Here is a 20,062-nt window from a genome sequence, read left to right on the forward strand (position 1 = left end):
AGGTGATCTCGCAATGAGAAGAAGGACGATGAGGAAAGCGTCCCGTCTTTTACTTTGCTTCGTGCTGCTATGGAGCATCTGGATCGTCCCGCCGACGTTCGATCCATCCGTAGCAGCTGCTGCACCAAGCTTCAATGCAGGATTTGAAAGCAATGAAGCCGTTCAGCCGAACTGGGAAGATGAGTCCGAAGCAAGTAACCATGTTTTCCAAGCGGTATCTAAACGATCGAGTGAGATGAGCAAATCCGGTAAAAAGGCGCTGCTTTTTGGTGGTAAGACGGCAGAGTCCAATGCGGCATTCGCTTACAATAAAATGTTTGAGGTAAACATTCCTGTTGGACCTAATACAACGCTGTCCTATTGGATTTACCCACAAAGTCACTCCACGCTGGATGACAGCACAGTAAGCTATGGAAAAAACAGCACCTATGTCGCAGTAGATTTTGCCTTTGAGGATGGTACATATCTGCACAGCTATCAAGCAGTAGATCAACACGGCATTACCATGAGCCCTGAAGAACAAGGCAAGGGCAATCAATTAGCTCTAGATTCATGGAATTTTGTTACTTCGAATGTCGGATCGGCAGCATCGGGGAAAACGATTCAACGCATTCTCGTTTCATACCAGCAGAGCGTCAATCCGGGCAGCTATAGCGGATTTATCGATGATATTCAAATTCGAAACTCCGAATTCGATCCGTCCGTTTACGCCAATCCGTTGTTAGGCTCGCAAAACAATAAGCTGGACATTGTCGGCTTCGGCGGCAACAGGGGAAATACATTTCCTGGTGCGGTAGTGCCTTTCGGAATGATTCAGTGGAGCCCGGATACTGGCTATAACGATTTGGGCACAGGCAAATCACCATTGGGCTCTGGATATGATTATGACCGCAAATCCATTGCTGGATTCAGTTTGACGCATATCGACGGACCCGGCTGTGATATTGCTCAGAACATTCCTTTTTTACCTGTCGTCGGCAAGCTAGGGAAATCACCGGCGACGCATTTCGAAGACTATGCTTCGCCTTTCCAACGCGAGAACGAAACGGCGATACCCGGTTATTACAGTGTTTTGTTGGATAAATACAACATCAAAACGGAATTTACAGCAACAGAGAGAACGAGTATCGGCAGATTCACCTATCCGGCCTCCACGCAGGCGATGATGCTGATTAATACGGGCATTAACGGCACGGGCGTTAGGGAGGCTAACGTCAATATTGACACTAATACCAACATGGTGACGGGCTATGTGAATGCCGGCGGTTTTTGCGGCAGCAAGGGGAGCAGCGGCACTTTAGCTGAAAACACGAATAACTATACGGTTTATTTTGCTGCTGAGTTCAGTCAACCTTTCACCGAAGTCGGCACCTATAAAGGCTCTCAAATCACGAAAGGTCAACGCTCTGAGCAATCAGAGATTTCAAATAATCGTAAAGTTGGCGGCTATGTCAGGTTTGATACATCCGGCAAGAAAGAGGTATATGTGAAGGTAGCGATTTCCTATACCGATATCGAGCATGCCAAGCTGAATTTGGAAACGGAAAACCCTGGCTGGAACTTCGAATCTGTCAAACAAACGGCGCAGGCCAAATGGAAATTGGCCCTCAGTAAAATTCAAGTCAAAGGCGGGACAGAGAAACATAAACGGATGCTGTATTCCTTCTTGTATCATTCCTTGATCCACCCGAATGTGTACAGCGACGTAAACGGCGATTATAGAGGTTTTGATCAAAAGATTTATAACACCGGGGGCAAATACACGCATTATTCAACTTTCTCCGGATGGGACGTATATCGGACGCAGATGCAGTTAATCGGACTTCTCTTTCCCAATATAGGTTCAGATATCGCACAATCTTTCGTCGATGACGCCAAAAGTAGAAACGGATTTTTACCGAAATGGAGCATTGCCAATTCCGAAACGAATGTCATGAATGGCGATCCGGCATCCATAACCCTTTCCAATATGTATGCCTTTGGGGCAAGAAATTTCGACTTGCAGGAAGCTTTGAAAGTTATGGATTATCATGCCTCTACGCCATCCAGTTTGAATGGCCGGTTTAATCTGGCCGACTACCTGCAACTAGGCTACATTCCGATTGAAAGGGGCGGGTGGGTAACCGGTTACATTCCAGAGTATAACAATGCGGATTTTGCAATCGCTCAGTTTGCCAAGGCGCTTGGCGATGAGGAGAAATACACGACGTATTTAAAGCGTTCGCAAAGCTGGATGCTTTCGTTTAAAGCCGGCTATATTCAACCGCGACTAGCTAACGGAAATTTCGAAAGCAACTTTGATCCGGCTAGCGCACACGGCTTTCAAGAAGCGAATTCAGCCCAATATACATGGGTGCTGCCTTTCAACTATAAGGAATTATTCGAGAAAATGGGCGGCTTGGAGGCAGCGCGCACGCGACTCGACTTTTTCTTTCAGAAATTAAACGCAGGTTCGACACAACCGCATTCATTTCTGGGGAATCAGCCGAGCTACGGTGTCCCTTGGGCTTATAACTTTGCTGGTCAACCTTGGAAAACCCAGGAAATTGTGCGGAAGGGCATGCTCGAGCTGTTCCATGACGGACCGGCAGGTCTGATCGGCAACAATGATTTAGGCGCGGGCTCAGCTTGGTTTGTTTTGGCAGCACTAGGGTTGTACCCGTCGATTCCAGGGATAGGGGGCTTCTCCATACATGCTCCGCTATTCGAGGAAGCGACCCTACAGTTAGCCGGCTGCAAACAATTGAAGCTGATTGGCAGTGGCGCCTCGGAAGAAGCGAAATATATTCAGAGCTTGAAGCTGAATGGGCAAAGCTATGACAGCACTTGGTTGCCCTATGATTTGATGAAAGACGGAGCGGTGCTTGACTTTACGCTCGGCACAACGCCAAATACAAGCTGGGCAACGACTCCTCCGGAACCGCAGGCTCCGCCTTCGAATGGCGAGCTTGTCTCTCGATCCGTAAATGCGTGTACGCATTACACGCTGAATAGCGAAAGCGCTCAACAGACGCCGGATAAGAATACTTCGGTTGACCGAAGCTCTAGCCAGCAGCAGCGAAGCGCAAGGATGGAGGCTGGTCCAGATGCCAAACTCTAACGCCAAGTACAAGGAGGTTTCTGGCAAATGAGCAAATGGCTTTTAGGTATTTTGCATGTTCTATTTTGCTGCATCATGACGGTCTGTCTGCTTCCTGTTGCACCCGTGCACGCTGCTCCGGGAGATCTGGTCAATGTCGCCCTTGCCAACAATCTGACGGTGAAGTTCAGTAAAGAGAACCCACCTAGTGAAACGGCTCTGAAATTGTTCGATAATAATGCCAATACCAAGTGGCTTGGCGTGCAAACAACGAACGTTTGGGTGCAGGTCCAATTCAATTATGGGGATACGCAAGCGGTCAAAAAATATAGCATGGTGTCTGCCAACGACGCCCCAACAAGGGACCCCAAAAACTGGCGAGTAGAAGGTTCGAATGATGGTACGAATTGGAGTGTGCTGGATGAGCAAAACAATCAAACCTTTAGCAGCCGCTTCCAAACAAAAGAGTATACGATTACAGATGACAAAGTGAAAGAGTATGCGTATTACCGTTTATTCATTCTGAATAACAACGGCGAGACGACGAATACGCAGCTAGCCGATTGGAAATTGTACGCTGTGGAACTTGATGACAACAGCTCTGTAGCGTCAGCTGTCGCATCACTTGATTTGGGAGATACAAGCGCTTTAACCAAGGGAATCGTACTGCCAACATCGTTCAGAAAAGGGACGACAATTACATGGGAGAGTTCAAATCCCGGTGTAATCAGCCATACAGGGAAATTGGTGAAGCGTCCGGAACTTGGTCAGCCGAATGCACAGCTTACTTTGACAGCGACGGTGAAAAAAGGAACTGTGACACAGACGAAGCAGTTTCATTTGAATGTGCTGGCAATGAGGGAGGCTGACTATCAGTACGAGGCAGCAATTGATTTTGATTCGGGCTTTGAATCGGAGGACAGGGCGCCAACGGATACGACCGGTCCGGACAATACTTACAGGCTTATGTCGTTAACGAACAATATCGGAGAGTTTTGCTGCGGTATCGGAGGGATGGAGTCCAAGAAAGGAACGGGCGCGCACAATGGAGCGTCAGCCCTCCAGTTTTCTGGAAATGCGCTGAATGCAGATAAATCAACTGCTTATAACCAAATCTTTGATGCGGAAATTGCAGTCAAACCTTCCACGACACTGTCTTACTGGGTGTTTCCGGAGAAGGAGTCTGATGTGCTGCCGACCTTGACGAGAACGACGAGCAAATATGTGGCGCTTGACCTTTTGTTTACGGATGGGACTTATCTGCATGATTTAGGCGCCAAAGATCAACATGGCGTTGTGCTTCATCCGAATGCCCAAGGGAAAGGAGGCTTTGTCGTCGAAGATCAATGGAATTTTATCACGACCAACCTAGGTGAAGCAGCCAATGGGAAAATCATCGATAAAATTTTGTTCGGATTTGACGCCAGCGGAGCTGCTCAAGGATTTTTTCGCGGTTCCGTTGATGATATAACAATCGATCATGATTCGACAGTCGGGGAAAGCAATACAAGAGCAGTTCATGCCGTGAAGGCCACGCTCAGTCTAGGCGATACTTCGGGAGTTTCACATGACTTGAATCTGCCTGCGGCAGGCGAGCAGCAAACAACGATCACATGGGAAAGTTCGAATCCGCTCGTTTTGAGCGATGCCGGCCAAATTGTAGCCAGACCCATTCAAGGTGAGCCGAGTGCAGAGGTTAAACTGACGGCTGCAATAAGAAAGGGTGATTCGATCGCGACGAAGGCATTTGTCGTTAAAGTGCTTCCGATGAATGACGCAGAAGCGGTAGAGTTGGATAAAACAATGCTTCAATTGGGAGATACGAGCGCAGTTGCAGATCACTTGATTCTGGTCACACAAGGGAAATACCGCTCGTCCATTACATGGAGCTCATCGAATCCTGCTGTCGTTGATGAAGTTGGACATGTGTCGCGACCAGGCGCGGGTCAACCGAATGCCGTGGTGAGTTTAACGGCTACAATCACCAGCGGAGCAGCCATGGCAACCAAACCGTTTATGATTACTGTGGTTGCACAAGGAGACATGGGAGATCTTGCCGCAGACAAAGCGGAGCTTGAACTTGGCATCATCGGTACAGTGACAAGCAACGTATACTTACAGAATACTGGACGATTCGGATCTAGGATTGCGTGGGTCAGTTCCAATCCAGCCGTATTTAGTGAAGCGGGGCAAGTCCTTAGACCCGGCGTCGGGCAGCCGGATGCCGAGATCGTGCTCACAGCCAAATTAACCAAAGGGGCAGAAAGCGGAACGAAGGCGTTTACCTTTACCGTTAAGGCGTTAAGCGCTGATGAGGCACGCGTGATATCGGCTGCAGCACGCCTTGATTTGGGGAATACGAATACAGTTGAGCATGATTTAACATTGCCGATCCGAATCCCTGAGGTCCCATATGTGGTCATTACCTGGTCGAGCTCAGACCCTGAGGTTATCGATTTCCAAGGTAACATCGTACGACCATGCTATGGCGATCCTCATGTTACCGCAGCGTTAACCGCTACGATCAGCAGTGGCACTTCGAGTGTTACGAAGACTTTTTACATTACACTTCCTGCACTTGGTGAAGTCGAAGAGCCCTTGAATAACGATGCGTCCTTAAGCGGTATCACCATCAACGGGGAGCCGCTAACCGGTTTCAATAAAGAAACGGTGGCGTATACCGTGGAACTGCCAGAAAACGTAGTCCAAGTACCTACTGTTGCAGCAACCGCTGCAGATGCAAGAGCAACGGTTAACGTGACTCAGGCGGAAAGTCTGCCAGGCCGGGCAGTAGTCGATGTTACTGCGGAAGACCGCTCAACGAAGAAAACGTATATCATCGATTTTATGATTAAAGAAAATCCTGTCAGCAATAAAACGTATTTATTTGGTCCTGACCATGTCATCTCGGGCACATCGTTCGATCTTACTTACGATTTGAGCACTGTGAACCCCAGCATCTTTGCCCAAGACCTAATCTTCACGTATGACCCGGCAGCGGTGGAGTTTGTCTCCGTGAAATCTCTTAAAGAAGAGATGCTCGTCGTAGATACAAAGGAAACTTTGGGTCTAATTCGCATTCTTACAGCAAAAATAGGATCAAGTCAAGATACTTCCGTGAACGGTTTGCTTAGCCTGCAGTGGAAAGCTATACCTCCTGCCTCATCATTATCTACTGCGATAACGCTGTCGAATGTGGTTATTTCAGACGGTGAGGGTATGGAAACCAATGTAATTGGCGATGTACACTCTATTCAAATCAAAAGCATAGACAAAGCAGCGCTAAATGGCCTGATTACCGAAGCGCAAAGCCTACACGATACCGCGGTAGAAGGGACCAATCCAGGACAATACCCGATGGGATCGAAAGCGGTTTTGCAAGCATCGCTGAATAGTGCGAAGGCTGTAGCGGACAACGGGGCAGCTAACCAAACCCAAGTAGATCAAGCGGCAGCCGAATTGAATATTGCGATGCAGCGTTTCCGTGCTTCCATGAATACGCAGATGTCAGGTGACTTGAACGGGGATAACACCTATAGTATTGGCGATATAGCTATGATGGCAGCGTATTACGGTAAAACGTCCGATGACCCGAATTGGTATCTGTATAAGCAAGCGGACCTTAATAAAGACGGGAAAATTGATATCGTTGACTTGGCATTCGTAGCCAAAATGATTCTCGGCTAAGAGTGAAATATGGATTCCTGTTTCAAAAAAACAGAGGTGGTGTAGTTGGCACCATCTCTGTTTACTACGATTGTCGAGCAAAGCTATAGTGAAGTGATACGCATGTAAGAAAATATCTCTACGCATAAACCTTAATGCAAAACGAGAGTTCAATGATCAGGGAGCAGTTTGCTGCGGCAGCTACTCCTTTTTGCTGTTATTTATTTTTGGATACATCTGCAGCAGCTATTGAAGGTAGGTAGAAGTCCCAATTTTCTTAGAAAATGGAAGTGAACTTGGTCTGTTGCGTGTATCCGGTAAGTGGGTTAAAACTCCCCATAGTTTAGAAACAAGGAGATTAATTAATAAGTATCTATACGAAGTGAAAAGAGGAGTTTCTTCTTGGCAAGCAATGATTATGTCCAAGCTCTCAGAGATCATCTTCGTAACAGCAAAAAAAAGGGAGATAAAAATTGGTTAGCACATGAGGAAAGGTATCAGCAAACAAATGGAAAACATGATATCGGAAGCAAATGCTGATGTAGAGGAAGAGGAAGAGGTTACTGAAGTTTCCAAAACTGGAAGTTATCAAGAAGAAGCGGTGTAAGAGAGAAGAAGCTATCATCGATGAACATGATGATGGTTGGGATGAATTTTTTAAACCCATGTCATTTTAGGAGAGGTGATAAATCATGAGTATGGAGAATAACGATGGCCGGTAATACCATCTGGCACACATAAACTTGTACAAGATAAGTATCTGGTACCTTCTAACGAAATAATGAAACTATATAAGAAAGTAGTTGAATGGATAGAAGATAGGTCTCCTGGTGGGATTATTTATGGCTTTCAAAGAAGAGGTAAGACGGAGGCTATTAAATATGTTCGTGTTCGGTTTCCATTTTACGAGAAGAACGGATACCATTCATATAACAGTAAAGATAGAGCTTGAGAAGATCTTCCCGACGATACGGTTTTTGGCCCACTTTGGCTCCCGAATACACTTGAAACCCCAATTCTTCCAGAGCCAAACTATCGACGTAAGCATCGATGACTCGTACAGGACTTTCTTCTTCGACAAAGTCATCCAATGTATTTGGAAGTAAATGGATTTGGTTTCTATCTTCACCTTTGATGAAAGGCATGAACGCTCATCTCCTTTTATATAGAGATTCGACAAAGACCATTCATTTCCATGCCAACAACAAAAACTTATTAATAATTGTTAGATAGTCTGACGTACGGTGGTGTGGGAGGTCGGCTACTCAACTAATGAGTAGCCTCCTAACCGATTAGCGGGCAGGATAATTCAATGCTCATATGGAATATAAAGGTAAATAAAATAAGGAGGGATTACGTGCTTTTTCATTTTAGCGAGGACGATAGTATCAAAATATTTGTACCTAAAGAGAAACAAAATCGTCCGGATTTTCCTGCGGTAGTTTGGGCTATTGATGAAGAGCATGAGTTTACATACTATTTCCCGGGGGATTGTCCCCGAATTGTGTGTAGGAGAGACGAGGCGACAGCGGACCAAAATTTGCAACTTTTCTTTAACAATACAATTGCTGACACCATAGTTACGGTAGAAAGTGATTGGTATCCAAGGATTTCAAAGCAGACCATTTTTAGATATTGCTTTGATGATGAGGGCTTTGAGCTTTTTGACAAGACTGCTGGTTATTATATTTCTCGTCAAGTAGTGAAGCCTAAGTCAGTTGATACGTATGGGAATTTGTTAGAGAGATTTATCCAAAAAGGAATTGAATTAAGATTCACAACGAATTTATATCCTCTTAGAGAAGCAATATTAGCTTCTGACTTCAAAGGATTTGGCATACATAGATTTAATAACGCAAAAAGACTGTAATCCACTAACGGGAGAACGAGAGTAATGAGGCTGCAGCTGATTGATCTGGCAGTCCTTGCTGAGTTAATGGGGATAGTTCAAGGTAGCATCTGGATGTAGAAAAGGCTTAAAACAAAAATATTAATATTGGAGAAATAATTTGAAGATAGATAAAGTATTTGAATATGATATAAGTAATGAATTAGCAGCAAATATACAAGAATTATTAAACGCCAGTTTTCCAGAAATTTATCCTAAAAATAGAATTTATTTCAAGCAACTTCCTCATTTTAGATTTCTAGCTTTTAACCGAGAAAATCAACTCATAGGACAGGTTGGATTAGATTATAGGGTGATGAATCTAAATGGGAAACCTCTGAGAATACTGGGTGTAATTGATTTATGTGTTTCACAAAACACTCGCTCTCAGGGAGTTGCTTCAACGCTGCTTATAGAAATCGATAAGTTTTCTGTGGGAAGAAATATTGACTTTATACTTTTATTTGCAGATAACAGGACCTTGTATTTGAGAAATGGTTATAAATTAGTAAAGAACCAATGTAAATGGTTAAAAATAGATAATGAAACTCAGATTACAAATGGCATAGGGTTTGAGGCAATTGATGAATTAATGATCAAGGAAGTAGGAAAGATCGATTGGAGCGAGGGAGATCTAGATTTTTTAGGCTATCTTTATTGATCTAACGAAGAACGTTAGCACAATAAGCAGGGAGCAGATTGCCGCGGCAGCTGCTCCTTGTTTTACATTCAAGTAACGGGCAGCATTCCTATGAGATTTGAAAATAAAAAGGCTCCACCCACTTTGAAAGTGGCTTTGGAGGCTTCTTCGCTTGAATTTGGGAACTGGCCTAGCAAAACTGATAGAGAAGACTAAAGTTCTATAGGGATAGATTGACTAAAAAAGCAACCTTTTCCATTTATGATCGTCTATTTATCAGAGGAGTGATTGCTTATGAACAAAGTGAAATCAAATGCAATTTGGATTTGCTTCGGCTTGTGGATGATTGTCGTATTAGGGATGCCGACCCATCAGGCTCATGCCGCATCAGTCATAACACTGTTGGAGGAGAAAACCCTGTACGCCGAGCAAGCAGCCAATAGCACCATTGTCGGTAAACTATCAGCGAATCAGACCGTCGAGGTCATTTTGGAAAATAGTATGGAGGGCACTTCCTGGTATAAAATCAAGACATGGCTAGGGGATAGCTGGATTTATGGTAACGAATCGGTCATGCACGGCAGCTTTTCAGATGTTGACATGAGTGTGACCACACTAAAAACGGTAACCTTCTTCGATACCCCTACCCCTTACCCATATGGCTTAGATTCCCTCGGAAATGGACAATTGGCGGCACAACCGATTCAAGTGACAGGACTGAATGAGTTCTGTTACCTGTTAAGCGACGGCACGCAAACGTGCGAGCCTGGGTGGTACCGAATCAAGACCTGGCTTGGCGAGAAATGGCTGTATAAGCCAAAGCTTAAAGAGCTTATCAAGGAAGAGACGGTTGATCTTACCTTGACCCTTACCGACGAAGAACTGCTTTACGAACAACCTTATCAGGAGCATATAACGACCAAGCTTCAACCGCAGAAGGTCAAAGTCGTGAGCCTTTGGGACACGGGAGAGATGGCCTACCGCTTCCATCCGGTCATTTGGTACAAAATCGAAACCGATCAAGGATCTCGCTGGATCTATCCCAGTCATCTTACGCTAGCTAACGTAAGTAGTATCGATAAAAGCATTGAGCTTCCGACTGGCGCAAAAGGATATGAACATCCAGATTTTGAAGGAGAGTCTTCGTAGGTTGAACCGGGAACGGTAAAGGCTTTCGAAGAATGGCTCGGTTGGTTTCATGTTAGGACCTCTTCAGGCGCAATATGGGTTAATCCTGAATGGGCCTTAAAAGTAAGACCGATTGGAACCGTTTCTAGCGAGGAATTCGTGAAGATTACAGCAGATACGGCAAGCTACAAAATGCCTGATAGTATGATTTTAGCCCATGACAGCGGGTTCTACGCTCCCCAAGAAGTGCAAAGTATCGCCAAGTGGATCGCTCCGAACGGTACTGATTGGTATTTGATCCAAGGTTTTGACGGAGACGTGTGGGTGAAGCCTTAATGTATACAGAACGAGTTTTTGACGTTCAGCGCCCATTTTTTCGAGAAATAGTGGCATTTTCCCGATTCGTCGTCCTTCAGCTTCCATTATTATCTGCAATTAGAATCATCGTGTTTCGAGTTCTTCAGATTACACTTAAGTCTAAACAGAGTTGAAAAATGATGTGGAGTTAATAACTTATAAGCAGGGCTATCCCAGAGTTAGAATTTTCGATTGAAGGTCGACTCCGTGAAGCCGAATTTCTAAGCTAACGGAAAACGATAGCAAAAAAGCGGTTGCTTGAAACGGCTGCTTTTTTGTTCCACGGCAATGAACACGATATCCTGTATAGGATTTGTCGTCACAAATGTAAGCAAGAATAATAAACAATGACGCTCACACCACCTAAATTCTTTCACTAACGAAGAACGTTAGTTGAAATGAAAACAGACAAACAAGCAGGCGCCGCCACGGCGACCTGCTTTGTTTATTGAGGTAAAGGGCAGGAATGTTGAGTAAAAGAGAGCGTTGGAGGTGTTTTCAACGAAGGAATGGAATATTGTCTCACAATGTTAAATAAGAGGGGATGCAGATATGACTATTTAAAGCGAATTAGTCCTCCATATTGCAGGAGTCCTAGCTACAAATTTTTCGCCGTTTTTCTGGCAAGAACTATCTGAATTGTCTAAAGTACCGTATGAATGCTTGTTAAGTTTAAAGTAAGGGAATTGCGTTTTAGGATCGAACTATAACATCTTAGGTTAACTATCATACATCTTGGATGTAAAGCGCTTCCAATTGATTAAAACCTTGTTATAATGAGCTCATTAGGACAGTTTGTTAATTGGTTATGCTTCCATTTATGAATCATATGTCTGACCAGCGTTCTATTTAAATTAGGAAACATGACTTTTTTACAATTTGAGCAACATAATTCATAAGGCTCTTGATCTAATACCGACAATTCAGGAGGAGAGTATAACTATGACTCAATCCATTGAGCGCGCAAAGACACGAAGCATCACAAGCAACATCTTCAAAGGCTCGGTTGGAAATCTGATAGAATGGTACGACTGGTACGTCTATACTGCTTTCGCAGTGTATTTCTCGTCCCAGTTCTTCCCCAAGGGAGATCCGACTAGCCAACTGCTAAACACAGCTGCGATCTTTGCCGTCGGCTTTTTAATGCGCCCGATAGGGAGCCTGCTGCTAGGCCGCTACGCTGATCGTAATGGCCGGCGTGCAGCGCTGACGCTTTCCATCTCCGTCATGGCCGGTGGTTCCCTGATCATTGCCTGCACCCCGAGTTATGGCACCATTGGCGTGCTGGCTCCTATTATTCTGGTTCTTGCTCGTCTGCTCCAAGGGTTGTCGCTAGGTGGAGAGTATGGAACCTCGGCAACGTACTTGTCCGAGATGGCCAGCAGTGGCCGCCGAGGCTTCTACTCGAGCTTCCAGTACGTCACACTTATTGCCGGACAGCTGGTGGCACTGGGGGTGCAGATCATCCTCCAGCAAATACTCAGTGAACCTGATATGAGGTCTTGGGGCTGGCGTATTCCCTTCGTCATCGGAGCATTGGGAGCTTTGGCCGTATTATGGCTGCGCCGAACGATGGATGAATCGGAGCAGTTTTCAAAAATGAGTTCTGAAAGCCGGGCTAGCGCTGGAACGGTTCGGGCTTTGATGAAGCACCCTAAGGCGGTGCTGACAGTAATTGGACTAACACTCGGCGGAACCGTCGCCTTCTATACCTACACGACGTATTTACAGAAGTACATGGTAAATACTGTGGGGCTCCAAAAGGAGGTTGTCAGTTGGATCAACTTTATTGCCCTGCTGGTATTCGTCGTACTTCAGCCGCTTGCTGGCATGTTATCCGACCGGATTGGACGGCGCCCGTTATTGCTCTGTTTCGGAATCTTTGGAACATTGTTGACAGTGCCACTGTTCCTGATCCTGGAGGATACGAAGAACCCTATCGGTGCTTTTTTGCTCATGCTGGTGGGTCTCATTATTGTCACAGGATATACTTCCATCAATGCAATCGTGAAAGCCGAACTCTTCCCGACAGAAGTCCGTGCTCTTGGCGTGGGTTTTCCCTACGGACTCACCGTCGCGGTATTCGGTGGGACTGCGGAGTTCATTGCATTATGGTTCAAGAGCATTGGAGCTGAGTCGCTTTTCTACTTTTACGTAGCTGCTTGCATTGCCATTAGTTTTTTCGTCTACTGGCGTATGGGGGAGTCTTCAAAAGTCTCCCAAATCGAAGCAGAACTCGACGCTAATAAAAAGAAGAAATAATATTGATATTTGAACTAGAGGGAAATGTGGAAGAGGCGGTCATAATTTGACTTGCTATTCTACAAGATGAAAATTTAAAAATAGGAAAGAGACGGCAATTAATTAATAGCCTGCTCTTTTTATTGAACTAACGGGGTAGAAGAATTGAGATAGGAATTCTTTTTAATTATAGTAGTTCGAATTGGGTATGCCAAAAGAAAAAAGGAAAAATTATGGTCGGACTTATTATTGCAATTTTCGTGTTTAATCTCATAGCCTTTAAGATCAACAAGTGGTTCACAGTAAACCAAATTGTTCATATTTGAACATTTACAACGGCGTTTCAAGATACCTTCGATTTTTTTGTGGATTTTAAATACCATGGCTATTGGTATTTTACAAAAGTTATTGATTGGTAGGCTTTGCCAGCCCATGTGTATTGAAGATTGAAATAGAAAATTGGAATGGGACTGTGATAAAACCCCAATTAGGAAATGAGACTATCTTTTCTTTCTTTACCGAGAATGACAGTTATTTTCCAATAGAACAACAAGTGATGTTAAATTTCCAAGTACATAATCTAAACGAGACTATTAAGCATCTTGAACATATTGGTGTACCTCTTGCAAAGAAAAAAGAGATTAGTGAATTTGGAAAGTTTATTTGGATTGAAGATCCTGAAGGTCGACTGGTCGAGCTTTGGGAGAAATAACGAGTTGTAATTCATTTGCTATTGAGCTAACGCAGAACGATAGTTCAACACCAAAACGGCTGCCGCGGGGCAGCCGACATTGCACTAACAGGGCAGTTATGCTCAATGTGATATGATGACTACGGTATATTTTTAGTGAGGAGTGAGGACATCGAAAACAGAAATAGAAAGTTTGATTGGAATAGTTTATGACATGACATCAAGAGAAGATGAAATTGATGATGCAGTTATGGATTTATCTAAATTTGATGATGATCATGTGATACACATTCTTATGAAAGTCGCCAATGACGTTTCGTTCGATGACATGATTAGAGCCAGTGCTGGCGAATCATTAGCAGAAATTTGGTTACGAAAATCTAGCATTGATTTTAAACAGTTAGGAAGTCTGAGCGAGGTTGCCTTGAACGAAGCATTGTCATTGATTAAATCCAAAAGGATTAGTTGGTATAAGACATTTTCGGAATTATTCCCATTGAAAGCAAATTAAGAAAACCCGGGTCTATTGACACCGGGTTCACGGTTTAATGAATATTTACCAAGTTAGCCAGCCGCTTGTTCTTTTGTAGCTAACAATCATATCAAAATTCTCTGAGCGTACCAATTGAGTCATCTTGTTTCTGTAAAGCCTGTAATGATCTTTTCGACAGGATTTTATTTCTTTGTTGTAATGCACTGCTTTAATACCTTTTCGAACCTCTTTTAGTTTCTCAATTCGTGGGTCCTTATAGCGTTTTGTCTTAATAAATGTCTTTTTAACAGTAATTTCGTTTTCCCAAGCCAAGATTTCTTCTTGATCGAACATTTTCTTCCCCGCTGCGTGGGGTTAGATTATGGTTTGCACCATGGCACCAACGCAACTAACGGAAGAAGGTATTGGGATTTAGCATGAAATCCACTCCTCAAAAAAAGGATCTTACATTTAAATTATCATATAAATACTTCTCACAAGCAATACCGTTATTATCACGTTTAATCTTCACGTGATATTTGAGCTCACCTTATATCAGTTAAGTAGAGAAACTCGTCATTTCCCAAAATGAATTCTGCATGGCATTAATCATTAAACTAACGGGAAACGTTAGTTGAATGGCATCAGAATGAGGCTACCGGTAGATCGGATCCGGTAGCTTTTGCTGCGTTTACAGTCAGTTGTTTTATGTGAAAAAGGAAGTTGGATCTATACTCCGAATAACTTTAAAGTATGACTAAAGGGATGGTGAGGCGTATGGACTTTGAAAAAATAGAGCACTCCTTAAATAAAATTATTGATCAGAAGCCAGATCTACACAGCGGAATTGAGTTAATATTGAGCGAGCTTACTAAATTTGAACTAGAGAAAGATGAGTTGACAAGAATAATTGCTGGGTCTTTCAGCGAATTTCAGAGTCTTCTTAGCTCTATTTTCAAGAAAGATCCTCTTCCAATTACAATAATATCTCTTAATCTGGGTATTTTTGAAAGTAATGAAGGAATAAGCTATTACATATCTGGTTCATCTGAGTGGAATAAGGAAGGTACAGATTGGGCTTGTAACAACGACTATTTTCCAGAGCAAAGGTACATTGATTTATTGATACACGATAAGATAGATGAGTTAACAGAAGAGAACTATGATGCTTATGTTTTTCTTGCACTAAGTATTGCAGCGTTGTACTTGATTGAATTTTTCAAGAATAACAAAGACCAATTCATTAATTTTTATAGACCCAAATTATTCATTGCGACAGGCTTTGACGATGGTGATATTTATAACATCGGTAGGGTTATTTCTGAAGGAGTCATAGCTACTTAATTTTAAGGCAGAGTAAGCTAATGAGAAATGGTGATAGAATATGGAATTTATTTATAAGTTAGATGATGCAGGCTGGGCACTTGGATCAATTGAGATTAACTCGCAAGAAGCTTATTTTTCTCCAAGTTATTTATCAGATGCATTGTACGAGCTATTGAAGTCTTTGATTTCGATTACACCTGAATTGGTTTCCTTTCCTGTGAGGCATGCGACTTTCGAATGGTTAGAGGAGCCTGGTGGAATAGTTTGGACGTTAGAAAGAATTGACAGTAAAAACATAAATGTGAAAATTGTTTCCTATGAAGATATGTACTCGAAAAAGGAGTTAGGTACGGATTTAAATGAAACATGTTCATTCTTAGAGTTTGTTCACGCAGTTATAAACACTTTGGATTTAATATTGCAGAAGCACGGAGTCGATGGATATAAAGAAAAATGGATAAATCATGAATTTCCAATGAAACAGTTTCTGTTGTTAAAGGGATTGATTGTTGAGGGGGACCGTTGAGCTAACGGATACGTTAGTGAAATGAGAAACGATATTAGCTTTTGAAAGGATTATTTAAATGACAATAAAACGAAGTACACTAAGTGTGGAAATAACCAAGAAAGTACAAATTGATTATCTCATTTCTTTTCCTGACGGATATGCAGACCAAACTCGAGAATGGGGACTAATCGTTTTTTTACATGGTATGGATATGAGAGGAGATAATGTAACTCAATTATTGAATTATGGATTGCTAGAAGCGGCTAACGAAGGTAATTTATCACTGCCTTTCGTAGTAGCGGTTCCCCAATGTCCGAGTGAGTCATATTGGAATATGGAGCGTGACGCAGTTACTGCTTTAATAGAAGAGCTTTCGGCTAATCATCGCGTAGATGGTAGACGTATTTTTTTGATTGGATATAGTTTGGGAGGATATGGCGTTTGGGATTTAGCTATACATAATCCAAAAATGTTTGCAGCAATTGTGCCATTGAGTTCAGGGGGGCAAGTATCAAAAGCAGAGAAGCTCAAAGATATATCAATTTGGGCTTTTCATGGGGCTAAAGATGATATTGTCCCATTAGAACAAATGACGGATATGGTATCCGCTATAGAAAAGCATCAAGGGAATGTTAGACTTACTATTTATCCAGATTTGGGACATGACATAATGCGAGAAACATTGAGTAACCAAGAGTTATATACATGGTTACTAGAACAAACAAAGTAAGATACCTTCGCTCAGCTAACAGGGAACTATAGTTAAATAACAAAGGTCAGTTTGCTTCAGCAAACTGGCCTTTGTTATTTACGTTAATTCTTCTTAGTGATAACTATATTCTATGATTATGAGAATGGTATTGGAATTATCTTTTACTAAGAAATTGACAATTTGCCTTAACGTACCGTTCTCCAATGGTGCTTAATACTAATTCGTCATCATGAGATTGAATTATTACATTCTCACCTATTAGTTCACCTTGTAAAAAAATCGAGATTGGTTGTTGAAATACACGCATCCGTTCAAAATCTGAAGGTTCTGTCAGTTGACGTTGTTTTGGCATGTTTATCTCCCTTAATAAAATAATTATATGTTACATTATTACATAAATATGAAATTATTTACAGTACTACTCAAGAAGTTAATGAAAGAATTTTAACAGTCCGTTCTACTATTTTGCTAAGTTTTTGTTATTAAGCTCCCGGGTACACAAATTTAATAAGCATGTTATCTTAATTATTTTGAAAAAGATAATTTAGACAGATTAAATCCTCCCGATTCTAGTAAAGCTAGAATTATTAGATATATTGGGAGGGGTTTGCTATGAAATTAGAAGAGTTATGGATGCTGTATGAAGCTGATAAACGAATATTGGGATTCAGTCCTCACACATTAAAAGCTTACTCTCTCCAGTTAAAGATGTTGATCCGCGATTTGGGTAATCTCGAAATCGAGGAGGTATCTATAAATCTGCTAAAAGATTATTTGGCCAAACAAACAGAGCGATTAAAACCAAGCAGTTTAGGACATCGAATCCGATTTGTACGTTCTTTTTTTCGTTTTGCTTTTGAAGAAGGTCATATTCCTAAAAATCCATCCCTTAAGCTGAGAGAACCAAAGATGGATAAACGAATTCCCAAATTTCTGATAGAAGAAGATGTTATCCATCTCAAGATTTCCTGTCATTCACCACGTGAGCATGCTCTTCTAGAATTCCTGTATTGTACGGGTTGCCGTGTCGGAGAAGTACAGAAATTAAATATTGAAGACATCAACTGGGAAAACTGCTCGGCCATTGTAAATGGAAAGGGTTCGAAACAGAGGGAAGTATATTTTACGACAGAATGCAAGGTGTGGTTAAAGAGATACCTTGAGAGTCGTGAGGATTCCAGTAAAGCGTTGTTCGTCACCGAAAGTAATCCTATCCGCCGTTTGAGTATCCCAACGATCCGCCACTCATTAAAACTGTTGGCGGCGCGAGGTGAAGTAGCTGCAAATGTATACCCACATCGTTTTCGTCATACCTATGCTTGTCAACTGTTAGATAACGGTGCACCATTGGAGTTTATACAAGGTATGCTTGGGCATGAAAAAGCATCAACTACTCAGATATATGCCCAGTTGCGGGGTGAACGACGGAGAGAATTGTATCGACGTTATTTTTAGGATCCATGTGAGGCTAACGGAAGAGTAGCTATGATGCGTATAAACGGCCTTGTTTTGATTTCAAAGGAAGATAGGTATTTTTTTTAATCCGTTTATGATTACATCAATATCAACATTTTTCCGATTGCTGTTGTAAGAAGTTCCTTTATAGCATGGCAATTTGAACTCGCAGAATGCGAGCGGCTATCATCATAAATTGGTTTTTGCTTTATCAATCGTCCTTGTTTTTCAAGGGCTTTTTTAAATTAGGAAGCATAAGTTTGCCATGGTAAATTGGAAGCATAAGCTTTCCAAAGCGGCAAACTTATGGGTTAAGTTACAAAAAAGCATATAAAATAATGACTTTATCAAGGTTGCCCATCATGGCAATAAAACATTTACATTGCTTCATATCCACAACATCAAGAGGTTGTAGACAACAAGAAACATCCAAATTTCCAATTCTGAATTCTGAGTAGCTTTTTCAAATTTTTATTAAAATTAATAATTCGTATAGTTGACTCAAATATTCGAAAAAGAGGTTATCCCACAATAGGGATAACCTCTTTAGTTTTATGCTTATTTACTTCTATAAAACTCAGATAAAATCAATTTTGCCCTTTTTATCTCCTCGTTTGATTGACGCATGAGTAAATTAAGGACTTCTTGAAGATCTCTTTGTTTGCTAGTTTGACCTAAGTCAAGCTCAGCATATCTAAACAGTTCTTGAACTTCGGTATTTAATGCTTCAGCCATTTTTTCAAGATTAAGTAAAGTTATGTTTTTTTCACCACGTTCTACTGCACCTACGTAAGTAAAATGGAATCCAGACACCTCAGCTAATTGTTCCTGAGTTAATCCGCGATCTTTACGAATATCTCTAACTCTAGCACCAACAATTTTTAAAATGTCGCCCATGTATAATACACCTCAATAAGAGTGTAGACAAAGGATAGTTAATGAAACACGAACGTATAAGTAGTAAAAATTAAAATACTACTTATAAGTATAAAAAATAGTTAATTTGATAATAACTACTAGTAGATTAATACTATTGTTGAGGTGATAGAGATGGATAAATTAAACGAATATACTTTTGAAAAAGGAATTGTTACACCACTGGGGATTAAATACGGTGAAACATATTATACAAGTTCAAAGTGTCTAGAAAATAAATGGTTTGAACTAGCTGAGAAGGTAGGGGAGTGGAGTATCCCTATTTTGACTCACCCATCAAATTATGAAGAAATCATAGTATTTGATATAGCACTACCTGTTAGTCAAGAGTGTCCAGAGTCCAGTTTTACATTTGAAATGAAGCAAGTATACTATCAAAAAATACAAGAAATGAAGAAACGTTACTTTGAACAAAAGAAGCCTAAAAAATTCGATTAACTTATGTAAGTATCTTTATTGTTATTTGGCAACACCTGATGTACTTCTATACCAAGCACAAAACATATTTCATATAGTGTATGCAACGGAATTTTCTGAACACCAATCTCAATACTTGCTACTGAACTTCTTGAAAGCCTAATACGATCACTCAGTTCTTGCTGTGTAAATCCCCTCATTACTCTAGCATCTTTAACTTTCCTTCCAATTTCTTCATATAGAATTGCATCAAATTTCAAGCTAGCAACTACTTTTTTTCTCATGATTTATTACCTCCAACCATAAAATATTATTTCTATAAATCTATTATTTCCAATTCAAAGCTCTCTAAAACTAAAATAGTACAATTTAATATAGTCATATATTTATATATATATATATTAATTAATTGATTAATATACCATTATCCAAGGTATTTTATAGAGCCAAGATAAACAGAAAAAAATTTATAATTCATGTCTATCTCATCGACAAAATGGGAATATCTACAATCAGGAACACTTGTGACATGTTAGAGTTTACATT

At 41.5% G+C, this 20,062-nt stretch carries 18 protein-coding genes and 1 pseudogene; 14 read left to right on the top strand and 5 right to left on the bottom strand.

Going from position 1 to position 20,062, the window contains the following annotated elements; translation table 11 throughout:
- The first annotated feature begins 13 nt into the window (after positions 1-13).
- Both QFZ78_RS04285 and QFZ78_RS04290 read left to right on the top strand, forming a co-directional pair.
- Positions 14-3,100, top strand: coding sequence for a GH92 family glycosyl hydrolase (locus tag QFZ78_RS04285; RefSeq protein ID WP_307545678.1), 3,087 nt, complete (start codon positions 14-16; stop codon positions 3,098-3,100).
- Positions 3,101-3,127: 27 nt separating this feature from the next.
- Positions 3,128-6,766, top strand: a complete 3,639-nt coding sequence (locus tag QFZ78_RS04290; protein WP_307545680.1) for an immunoglobulin-like domain-containing protein — start codon at positions 3,128-3,130, stop codon at positions 6,764-6,766.
- A gap of 854 nt (positions 6,767-7,620) precedes the next feature.
- Here the strand turns inward: QFZ78_RS04290 and QFZ78_RS04295 are convergent.
- Positions 7,621-7,890 (bottom strand): transposase, encoded by a 270-nt coding sequence (locus QFZ78_RS04295; RefSeq protein ID WP_307545683.1) that lies wholly within the window; start codon positions 7,888-7,890, stop codon positions 7,621-7,623.
- Positions 7,891-8,102: 212 nt separating this feature from the next.
- On the opposite strand from QFZ78_RS04295, the gene QFZ78_RS04300 reads away from it, so the two are divergent.
- From QFZ78_RS04300 to QFZ78_RS04330, 7 genes and pseudogenes are all read left to right on the top strand, one after another.
- Positions 8,103-8,615, top strand: a complete 513-nt coding sequence (locus QFZ78_RS04300; protein WP_307545684.1) for a DUF6886 family protein — start codon at positions 8,103-8,105, stop codon at positions 8,613-8,615.
- A gap of 139 nt (positions 8,616-8,754) precedes the next feature.
- Entirely contained in the window at positions 8,755-9,294 is a 540-nt protein-coding gene (locus QFZ78_RS04305) for a GNAT family N-acetyltransferase (protein ID WP_307545686.1), read from the top strand.
- Between the two features lie 273 nt (positions 9,295-9,567).
- Positions 9,568-10,422 (top strand): SH3 domain-containing protein, encoded by an 855-nt coding sequence (locus QFZ78_RS04310; RefSeq protein ID WP_307545688.1) that lies wholly within the window; start codon positions 9,568-9,570, stop codon positions 10,420-10,422.
- Between the two features lie 138 nt (positions 10,423-10,560).
- The gene (locus tag QFZ78_RS04315; RefSeq protein WP_307545690.1) at positions 10,561-10,737 is read left to right on the top strand and encodes a hypothetical protein; all 177 of its coding nucleotides are present in this window, start codon (positions 10,561-10,563) and stop codon (positions 10,735-10,737) included.
- Positions 10,738-11,700: 963 nt separating this feature from the next.
- Positions 11,701-13,020 (top strand): MFS transporter, encoded by a 1,320-nt coding sequence (locus QFZ78_RS04320; protein WP_307545691.1) that lies wholly within the window; start codon positions 11,701-11,703, stop codon positions 13,018-13,020.
- A 415-nt stretch (positions 13,021-13,435) separates the two neighbouring features.
- Positions 13,436-13,711: pseudogene (locus QFZ78_RS04325) on the top strand (VOC family protein); the annotation flags it as partial.
- Between the two features lie 193 nt (positions 13,712-13,904).
- Complete coding sequence (locus QFZ78_RS04330) at positions 13,905-14,201, top strand: hypothetical protein (RefSeq protein ID WP_307545693.1); 297 nt, start codon at positions 13,905-13,907, stop codon at positions 14,199-14,201.
- A gap of 45 nt (positions 14,202-14,246) precedes the next feature.
- On the opposite strand, the gene QFZ78_RS04335 is transcribed toward QFZ78_RS04330, so the two are convergent.
- The gene (locus tag QFZ78_RS04335) at positions 14,247-14,516 is read right to left on the bottom strand and encodes a hypothetical protein (RefSeq protein WP_307545694.1); all 270 of its coding nucleotides are present in this window, start codon (positions 14,514-14,516) and stop codon (positions 14,247-14,249) included.
- 423 nt (positions 14,517-14,939) lie between these two features.
- Between QFZ78_RS04335 and QFZ78_RS04340 the strand changes: the two genes are divergently transcribed.
- From QFZ78_RS04340 to QFZ78_RS04350, 3 genes are read left to right on the top strand one after another with little or no spacing between them, the layout of a single operon-like run.
- Complete coding sequence (locus QFZ78_RS04340; RefSeq protein ID WP_307545696.1) at positions 14,940-15,506, top strand: hypothetical protein; 567 nt, start codon at positions 14,940-14,942, stop codon at positions 15,504-15,506.
- A 40-nt stretch (positions 15,507-15,546) separates the two neighbouring features.
- Entirely contained in the window at positions 15,547-16,014 is a 468-nt protein-coding gene (locus QFZ78_RS04345; protein WP_307545698.1) for a hypothetical protein, read from the top strand.
- A gap of 58 nt (positions 16,015-16,072) precedes the next feature.
- Complete coding sequence (locus tag QFZ78_RS04350; RefSeq protein WP_307545702.1) at positions 16,073-16,726, top strand: carboxylesterase family protein; 654 nt, start codon at positions 16,073-16,075, stop codon at positions 16,724-16,726.
- 136 nt (positions 16,727-16,862) lie between these two features.
- Here QFZ78_RS04350 and QFZ78_RS04355 read toward each other — a convergent pair whose 3' ends face one another.
- Positions 16,863-17,060: a hypothetical protein gene (locus QFZ78_RS04355; RefSeq protein ID WP_307545704.1), complete on the bottom strand. Its 198-nt coding sequence runs from the start codon at positions 17,058-17,060 to the stop codon at positions 16,863-16,865.
- A 260-nt stretch (positions 17,061-17,320) separates the two neighbouring features.
- Here QFZ78_RS04355 and QFZ78_RS04360 point away from each other — a divergent pair, with 260 nt between their 5' ends.
- Positions 17,321-18,163 (top strand): tyrosine-type recombinase/integrase, encoded by an 843-nt coding sequence (locus QFZ78_RS04360; RefSeq protein WP_307545706.1) that lies wholly within the window; start codon positions 17,321-17,323, stop codon positions 18,161-18,163.
- Positions 18,164-18,721: 558 nt separating this feature from the next.
- Here QFZ78_RS04360 and QFZ78_RS04365 read toward each other — a convergent pair.
- On the bottom strand, positions 18,722-19,060 hold the full coding sequence (locus QFZ78_RS04365) for a helix-turn-helix domain-containing protein (protein ID WP_307545709.1): 339 nt from the start codon (positions 19,058-19,060) through the stop codon (positions 18,722-18,724).
- 153 nt (positions 19,061-19,213) lie between these two features.
- On the opposite strand from QFZ78_RS04365, the gene QFZ78_RS04370 reads away from it, so the two are divergent.
- The gene (locus QFZ78_RS04370) at positions 19,214-19,537 is read left to right on the top strand and encodes a hypothetical protein (protein WP_307545711.1); all 324 of its coding nucleotides are present in this window, start codon (positions 19,214-19,216) and stop codon (positions 19,535-19,537) included.
- Here QFZ78_RS04370 and QFZ78_RS04375 read toward each other — a convergent pair.
- A complete protein-coding gene (locus QFZ78_RS04375) occupies positions 19,534-19,800 on the bottom strand; it encodes a helix-turn-helix domain-containing protein (protein ID WP_307545713.1) in 267 nt (88 codons plus the stop codon). The two genes, QFZ78_RS04370 and QFZ78_RS04375, sit on opposite strands and share 4 nt — an antisense overlap.
- Positions 19,801-20,062 lie beyond the last annotated feature (262 nt).

Origin of the sequence: Paenibacillus sp. V4I5 (assembly GCF_030817255.1) — a bacterium.
GTDB lineage: Bacteria > Bacillota > Bacilli > Paenibacillales > NBRC-103111 > Paenibacillus_E.

What these genes read in the sequence shown, in the direction of transcription:
- QFZ78_RS04285 (WP_307545678.1), top strand. Translation starts at nt 14, where the DNA reads ATGAGAAGAAGGACGATGAGGAAAGCGTCCCGTCTTTTACTTTGCTTC.
- QFZ78_RS04310 (WP_307545688.1), top strand. Translation starts at nt 9,568, where the DNA reads ATGAACAAAGTGAAATCAAATGCAATTTGGATTTGCTTCGGCTTGTGG.
- QFZ78_RS04295 (WP_307545683.1), bottom strand. Translation starts at nt 7,890, where the DNA reads ATGCCTTTCATCAAAGGTGAAGATAGAAACCAAATCCATTTACTTCCA.
- QFZ78_RS04350 (WP_307545702.1), top strand. Translation starts at nt 16,073, where the DNA reads ATGACAATAAAACGAAGTACACTAAGTGTGGAAATAACCAAGAAAGTA.
- QFZ78_RS04355 (WP_307545704.1), bottom strand. Translation starts at nt 17,060, where the DNA reads ATGCCAAAACAACGTCAACTGACAGAACCTTCAGATTTTGAACGGATG.
- QFZ78_RS04335 (WP_307545694.1), bottom strand. Translation starts at nt 14,516, where the DNA reads ATGTTCGATCAAGAAGAAATCTTGGCTTGGGAAAACGAAATTACTGTT.
- QFZ78_RS04345 (WP_307545698.1), top strand. Translation starts at nt 15,547, where the DNA reads ATGGAATTTATTTATAAGTTAGATGATGCAGGCTGGGCACTTGGATCA.
- QFZ78_RS04365 (WP_307545709.1), bottom strand. Translation starts at nt 19,060, where the DNA reads ATGGGCGACATTTTAAAAATTGTTGGTGCTAGAGTTAGAGATATTCGT.
- QFZ78_RS04330 (WP_307545693.1), top strand. Translation starts at nt 13,905, where the DNA reads ATGACATCAAGAGAAGATGAAATTGATGATGCAGTTATGGATTTATCT.
- QFZ78_RS04320 (WP_307545691.1), top strand. Translation starts at nt 11,701, where the DNA reads ATGACTCAATCCATTGAGCGCGCAAAGACACGAAGCATCACAAGCAAC.
- QFZ78_RS04375 (WP_307545713.1), bottom strand. Translation starts at nt 19,800, where the DNA reads ATGAGAAAAAAAGTAGTTGCTAGCTTGAAATTTGATGCAATTCTATAT.
- QFZ78_RS04340 (WP_307545696.1), top strand. Translation starts at nt 14,940, where the DNA reads ATGGACTTTGAAAAAATAGAGCACTCCTTAAATAAAATTATTGATCAG.
- QFZ78_RS04360 (WP_307545706.1), top strand. Translation starts at nt 17,321, where the DNA reads ATGAAATTAGAAGAGTTATGGATGCTGTATGAAGCTGATAAACGAATA.
- QFZ78_RS04370 (WP_307545711.1), top strand. Translation starts at nt 19,214, where the DNA reads ATGGATAAATTAAACGAATATACTTTTGAAAAAGGAATTGTTACACCA.
- QFZ78_RS04290 (WP_307545680.1), top strand. Translation starts at nt 3,128, where the DNA reads ATGAGCAAATGGCTTTTAGGTATTTTGCATGTTCTATTTTGCTGCATC.